At 42.0% G+C, this 6,393-nt stretch carries 6 protein-coding genes; 2 read left to right on the forward strand and 4 right to left on the reverse strand.

Translation table 11 applies throughout. The features are described from left to right. Nucleotides 1-23: 23 nt before the first annotated feature. Complete coding sequence (locus V7266_RS15985; protein ID WP_335468970.1) at nt 24-1,451, forward strand: NAD(P)/FAD-dependent oxidoreductase; 1,428 nt, start codon at nt 24-26, stop codon at nt 1,449-1,451. Nucleotides 1,452-1,498: 47 nt separating this feature from the next. Further along, the gene (uraH, locus tag V7266_RS15990) at nt 1,499-1,852 is read left to right on the forward strand and encodes a hydroxyisourate hydrolase (RefSeq protein WP_335468971.1); all 354 of its coding nucleotides are present in this window, start codon (nt 1,499-1,501) and stop codon (nt 1,850-1,852) included. A gap of 98 nt (nt 1,853-1,950) precedes the next feature. Here the strand turns inward: uraH and V7266_RS15995 are convergent, their stop codons facing one another. The 4 genes from V7266_RS15995 to V7266_RS16010 are packed head-to-tail and all read right to left on the reverse strand — an operon-like array spanning nt 1,951 to nt 5,999. Next, complete coding sequence (locus V7266_RS15995) at nt 1,951-2,481, reverse strand: chromate transporter (protein WP_335468972.1); 531 nt, start codon at nt 2,479-2,481, stop codon at nt 1,951-1,953. Continuing rightward, nucleotides 2,478-3,059, reverse strand: a complete 582-nt coding sequence (locus V7266_RS16000) for a chromate transporter (protein ID WP_335468974.1) — start codon at nt 3,057-3,059, stop codon at nt 2,478-2,480. The genes V7266_RS15995 and V7266_RS16000 overlap by 4 nt, the downstream gene beginning before the upstream one ends. 57 nt (nt 3,060-3,116) lie before the next feature. Next, a complete protein-coding gene (gene ggt, locus V7266_RS16005; protein ID WP_335468976.1) occupies nt 3,117-4,772 on the reverse strand; it encodes a gamma-glutamyltransferase in 1,656 nt (551 codons plus the stop codon). A gap of 27 nt (nt 4,773-4,799) precedes the next feature. Continuing rightward, nucleotides 4,800-5,999, reverse strand: a complete 1,200-nt coding sequence (locus tag V7266_RS16010) for an amidase (RefSeq protein WP_335468978.1) — start codon at nt 5,997-5,999, stop codon at nt 4,800-4,802. Nucleotides 6,000-6,393 lie beyond the last annotated feature (394 nt).

The raw sequence follows: 6,393 nt of genomic DNA on the forward strand, positions 1-6,393 counted from the left end.
TACTGTGAAAGAGATGATAGATAATGAGCCTAGAAGCATTAAATGAACAAGTGAAGAAAGATCTTACTTATCTTGCCTTCGGTGGTACGGATTGGGTTCGTCCAGTCCAGCTTCCGGATGGTCACGTTTATGATGTAATCATTATCGGCGGCGGCCAAAGTGGTTTAGCAGCGGCGTTTGGACTTATGCGCGAGAGAATCTCTAACATTCTTGTTCTCGACGAAAACCCAGAGGGGTTTGAAGGTCCATGGGATACTTACGCACGGATGGTAACGTTAAGAACACCCAAACATTTGCCTTCCATTGATCTTGGCATCCCTTCTCTCACTTTCCGTTCTTGGTGGGAGGCGCAATTTGGAGCAAAGAGCTGGGAAGCAATTGACAAGATTCCACGAGGAGACTGGATGAACTATCTGCGCTGGTATCGAGAGGTTCTTGGACTTCCGGTAAGAAACGAAGTTAAGTTAAAGCTAATTGAGCCTATAAAAAAAGACCTATTTCAATTGCACTTGGATGGCCATGGCGCTTCCGAAAAAAAACTAATGGCACGTAAAGTGATATTAGCTACCGGTATTCAAGGCGGTGGTGAATGGCATGTACCGGCAATGATTTCAGATAAATTACCGGAACACCTTTATGCACACACTTCAAAGCCGATTAATTTTTCGGCACTAAAAGGAAAAAAGATTGCTGTTTTAGGCGGAGGAGCCTCAGCTTTTGATAATGCTCATTTTGCTTTATCAGAAGGAGTTTCAGAAGCTCATGTTTTTGTACGCCGCAAAGAAATGCCGCGGATTAATCCAATCCGTCAGATGGAGGGTTCGGGACTCATCGAACGTTTCCAGATCTTATCTGACGAGGATAAGTATAAGGTGATGTCCCATTTCTTTAAACATAATCAACCACCGACCAATGATACCTTCGGACGCGCATCCTCATACCCTGGTTTTAAGCTGCACTTAGGTTCTCCATGGCTTGATGTGGATGCCGCAAATGAAGGTGCTGTTGTAACAACACCTCAGGGGAAGTTCACGTTTGATTTTTTAATTATCAGTACCGGTTTAGTTACGAATCCAGCTTTACGTCCGGAACTTAAATTAGTAGAGAAACATATTACCCGCTGGGGGGATCAATACAAAGCTCCAGACGAATTCGCGAATCCAATGATCGATGCTCACCCCTATTTAAGCAGAGGTTTCGCTCTTCAAAGCCAGGATGAAGAGGGCAAGGAACTCGTATATGGACTGTTTGCATACAACTATTCAGCCTTAATCAGTTGTGGGATTTTAGCCTCTGCCCTTTCAGGAATGAGATTTGGCATTCCTAAACTGGTTTCAGAAGTAGCGAATCAACTTTTTCTCGATAATCATGAAGAAATCCTAAATGATTACTTTACCTATAAGGAACCTGAATTTATCGCTGATTTAAATGCCACCCGAGAGTTAGCCTAGGCTTTCTCTTGGTGGTACTTTTATTTTCATAAAGGAGAGTAGCCCTGATGCCTGGTATAACCACACATATACTTGATTTATCACATGGCCAGCCTGCTTCAAATGTGACCATTGAACTTTATTTCTTTTCAAACGGAGAAAAGCATTTACTAAAGACAGCTATGACCAATTCTGATGGACGCTTAGATCAGCCATTACTATCTCAAGTGGAAATGGACATCGGTACTTATGAACTTATCTTCCATATCGGAGATTATTTTCGCAGCAAAAGCCTCAAACTGCCAGATCCTTTATTTTTAGATCAAGTACCCGTCCGGTTTGGTATTTCTAATTTAGAGAGTCATTACCATGTCCCGCTGCTGATCTCACCTTACGGCTATCAAATCTATCGAGGCAGTTAACAAAATCCTCAGCGACTTACCGGCGCTGGGGATTTTTCATATTGATAAAAAAAACGTCATTCTATCTGCATTAGCTTGATAGGATGACGTTTTTATTTTTAACTTAGAAATAAGGCACCGTATGCCAAGCCGCCTACAATCACAAAGGCGGGATGCACTTTCCATTTTTCCAATAATAACAAACTTAAAACTGCGATAATGATGGTTTGCCACAATCCATTGGAATTAAAGGAGGTTTGAAAAAAATCAAAAGTAAGTCCTGCCATTAAAATGGCTACAGTTGGAACAACGATCATCGATAATCTCTTTACTCTTGGCGAATCCTTATATCGGAAAATTAACTGCAAAAGGACAATCATTAGAATTAAAGAAGGTGCAATCGTGGCAAATTCAGCAATCACTGCTCCCACTACTCCACCCACTTCAAACCCGATGTAGCCCGCCATCTTGGTGGCGATTGGTCCTGGCAATGCATTTCCTAACGCCAAAATTTCACTAAATTCACTAGTAGTTACCCATCCGTAGCGGCTGACGACCTCATGTTCGATTAACGGAATGGAAGCGGGGCCGCCTCCATATCCAACAATACTCGGAATAAAAAATGCAATAAATATCTGAATATAAATCATAGGCTCTCACTTTTTTCCTTAATGGTCATTTCGATCTTCTCTTTTTTATCTGGAATCACTAATGCTGCAACCAGCAGAATTCCTACCACAATGCCTGGATGTACATGGAAGATTTCCATCACGACAAAACTACCAGCGAGCAGGAGAATTCCCTTCTTCCAGCCCCAGCCATTCTTTGATTTTTTCAGGAACTCCCACGTCAAGGTTCCCATCATCACACCTACAATTGGAACAACTGCACTAGTCATTCCCTGGACTCTTGGGTTATCCTTTAACTGGTTAAAGGAAGTCAATAAGGCCAACATCATCAGTATCGTAGGCAAAACGGTCGCCAGAATCGCAATTAGCATCCCCGCTAGTCCGCCGAGCCGATAACCGATATATCCAGCCATCTTGGTAGCGATAGGACCAGGAAGTGTGTTAGCCAGCGCCAATACATCACTAAATTCTTGGTCATTCATCCATTTAAATGTACCCACTACTTCCTTATGAACGAGTGGGATGGCGGATGGTCCACCGCCGAATCCTAACAGCCCGGATCTGAAGAAGGCAATAAATAGATCCCATTGAAGTTTCACTGTATATTCACCCTTTTTCTGGTTAGCTATATTAAATCTTACTCTAAAAATATAAAACTAGAATCCTAGCGCTGCCCCATCACCTCGTGGATCTGCACCGCCAAATTTGATGTTGCTATCAGGATCAATTTTGATAACTCCGGCATGGCCCATCACATCCGTGAAATCTTCGACACTTTCCACTTGATGTCCTCTTTTTCGGAGCGACTCGGTAATCTCCTTCGACACCCTTCCTTCTATTTTGACGCTATTAGATTCTGCGCCCCAGGTTCTGCCATATAACCACCTTGGCGCCTCAATGGCTGCCTGGATCGGCATATGATAATCTAGGATTCTCGTCACGAGCGCCGCTTGGGTCTGTGGCTGCCCTTCTCCTCCCATTGTACCATATATTAAATAAGGCTCAACACCCTTAAAAATCATCGCAGGATTCAACGTATGATACGTTCGTTTTTTAGGCTGCAGACAATTTACGTGGTTCTCATCAAGAGAAAAAAAGCTCCCCCTATTTTGCAGCACAATCCCTGTATTTTTTGGTATGAACCCGGACCCAAATTCATGATAAATACTTTGAATAAGCGAAACCGCATTCCCATACTGGTCGACGACTCCTAACCAAACCGTATCTCCTTTTGGATCCAATTGTTTTTGAAGATTGATCGCCTTGGTAAAATCGATTTGAGCTGCCAGCTCCACTCCTCTTTTTACAGAAAGAAGTTCATCTAAAGGAATAGGAGAGAATTCAGGATCTGTTAAATACTGATCGCGATCCTCGAAAGCTAGTTTAGTAGCCTCAATTAATAGATGATAATAATCAGTAGACCCCAACTCAATTTCCGGAATATCAAACTGATTCAAAATATTTAAAATGGAAAGGGAAGCAAACCCTTGAGTGTTCGGAGGTAAGTTATATACACCATATCCTCGGTAATCGACTGAGAGAGGTTTTACCCAGTCGGAACGGTGGGAAACAAAATCATTGTAAGTTAATAACCCTCCATTGTTTTGGAGATCTTTCGCAATCGCCTTTGCGACCTCCCCTTGATAAAATAGGCGGCTTCCTTCTTTGGATAGTCCTTCTAAAGTTAAGGCTAGATCCTTTTGTTTCATTATTTCACCAGATTGATAAGAAAAGCCAGATGTTTTTGTGAAAATCTTGTTAAATTCCGAAAATCGTTGTAAATGCCGAAATTGATCGTTCGTTTGGTCTAAGTTGATATTAGTCCAATATTCTTGACTCTCAGTAACCGGGAAGCCTTCTTTAGCATAATGAATAGCTGATTGTAATAAATGCTCCCATGTCATTGTACCTTTCATTTTCCCGACTGAATACTCATAGGCTTTTTCCCAGCCAGAAACCGCCCCAGGAACGGTGTTAGCAGCGAGAGGTCCGCGAGCAGGAATTTTTCCGAGTCCCTGTTTTTTGTAAAAGTCAATTGTTGTGTATTCTCCAGAACGGCCGCTGCTATTCAACCCCTTTAATTCTTTTTCAGTCGAATTGTAGATTAACCAAAAATTATCGCCGCCAATTCCATTCATATGGGGATAGACAACTCCAATCGTCGACGCTGCTGCAATCGCCGCCTCAACAGCATTTCCTCCCTCCTGCAAAACCTTCATTCCAGCTTGCGAGGCCAAATAATGCGGAGTTGTAATGAGTCCATTGGGGGCCATTGTGGTTGGGCGGTAAGACCAATGTTTCTTATTATTCATTTGTTACCCTCCTTCCATCTTTTCATTTTAGTTAACAATTTCAATATTTCTTTTGGTCAGCAGCGTTGTTAGTCGCTCGACCCATTTAAGCAATTTTAGGTCCTGATGGCGATTGGCAATAAATGATAAGCCGATTGGGATACCATTTCTCTTCCTTAATGGAATAGTCACTTGTGGAAATCCCGTTAATCCAGCAATACAAGTTAGCTGCATCACTCTTGTCCGAAACTGTTCCATCTCCTCCAGGGGTGAATGCCGTAAAGGCGCTTCTCCCGGTGCCGTCGGAATCACCAATAGACCATTCGATTTTAATAATTGGGACAGGTTTCTTTTTATTACCTCTCTTTTTTTTCTAAAATGGCTAAGCTCAGCCGCGTTTAATTTACTTGCCCATTCAAATCGTTCGCATATTCCTGGTCCAAATGACGGCTTTACCTCTTCAATCCAAGCACCATGTTCCATCCAAATTTCAATCCCCTGGATGAATCTAAAAAGCTCAGCCCACTTTGTCAGCCCCTCATCAGCGACGTTTACCTTATTACAATAGGTATTAAAATCTTGTAAAACCGCACCTGCTCTTAATAGACATTCCTTGGTATCACCTTCTACAAAAGACCAAGCCTCTTTTTCAAAAAAAAGAGATGTAAATTCATCAGAAGTCTCTTGCTGGTTAAGGAGAATTTCACCGACCTCCAGCAAGTGCTCTGGATTTTTGCTCATCCATCCTACCGTGTCAAAGGATTTGGCAAGTGGTATCACGCCTTGGATATTCACAAGCCCATGTGTGGGCCGAATCCCAAATAGCCCACAGTAAGATGATGGTATGCGTACCGATCCTCCTGTATCCGTTCCAAGAGCAAAGTCGACTAGTCCTGCAGCAACTGCTACAGCAGAACCACTTGAGGAACCACCTGGAATCCGGTCCTCTGCACGTGGATTTATGGGTGTCCCATAATGGGAATTTTCACCATTCAAACTGTACATTAATTCATCTGTATGGGTCGTGCCCTTCAGATATGCCCCTTGTTCCAATAACAGGTCCACCACGGGTGCATTTTGTGCTGCGGGATGATGGGTTCGCAGCCAATCTGGATTTCCGGCACTCGCATGATAATTTTTGAGATCAAAGACATCCTTAACCGCAAACGTTCGTCCATTTAAACGTCCAGTTCCAGTCGGACTAATATTCAACTGTTCATACATAAAGGCATTCCACAGGTCCTTCATACCTTACCTCCACGACTCTATTTTTTATAAATTATTATAATGAGAAAATTCAAACGAGTCATTGGTATTCTGTCTAAAGATTAAACCGATTTTGGTTAAATTGACTAAACTCAATTCCCTAGCCATAACATCTTTGTTTATCTAGCAAACCTTATACGGGGTAGGGAATTATTGAAAACAATAAAAAAATCAGCTCCATGACAAGGAACTGATTTTCTTTTGATAAAGGATTTAGTTTCTACCTGTATATTGAACGAAGTTAACTATTTAAAACAAAAACATTAAAATTATTCAAATTTTGTTGGATCTCCATTAAAAGGGTTGCTCGATACTTTAATGGAACCTGATGGGCAGCCATCATTCGCTTCTAATACATCGTCAACTACCTCATCTG

Origin of the sequence: Neobacillus drentensis (assembly GCF_036965645.1) — a bacterium.
Lineage (GTDB): Bacteria > Bacillota > Bacilli > Bacillales > Cytobacillaceae > Neobacillus > Neobacillus drentensis_D.

Excerpts from the sequence above, each read along its gene's own strand:
- V7266_RS16010 (WP_335468978.1), bottom strand. The coding sequence starts at position 5,999 with ATGAAGGACCTGTGGAATGCCTTTATGTATGAACAGTTGAATATTAGT.
- V7266_RS15985 (WP_335468970.1), top strand. The coding sequence starts at position 24 with ATGAGCCTAGAAGCATTAAATGAACAAGTGAAGAAAGATCTTACTTAT.
- uraH (WP_335468971.1), top strand. The coding sequence starts at position 1,499 with ATGCCTGGTATAACCACACATATACTTGATTTATCACATGGCCAGCCT.
- V7266_RS15995 (WP_335468972.1), bottom strand. The coding sequence starts at position 2,481 with ATGATTTATATTCAGATATTTATTGCATTTTTTATTCCGAGTATTGTT.
- ggt (WP_335468976.1), bottom strand. The coding sequence starts at position 4,772 with ATGAATAATAAGAAACATTGGTCTTACCGCCCAACCACAATGGCCCCC.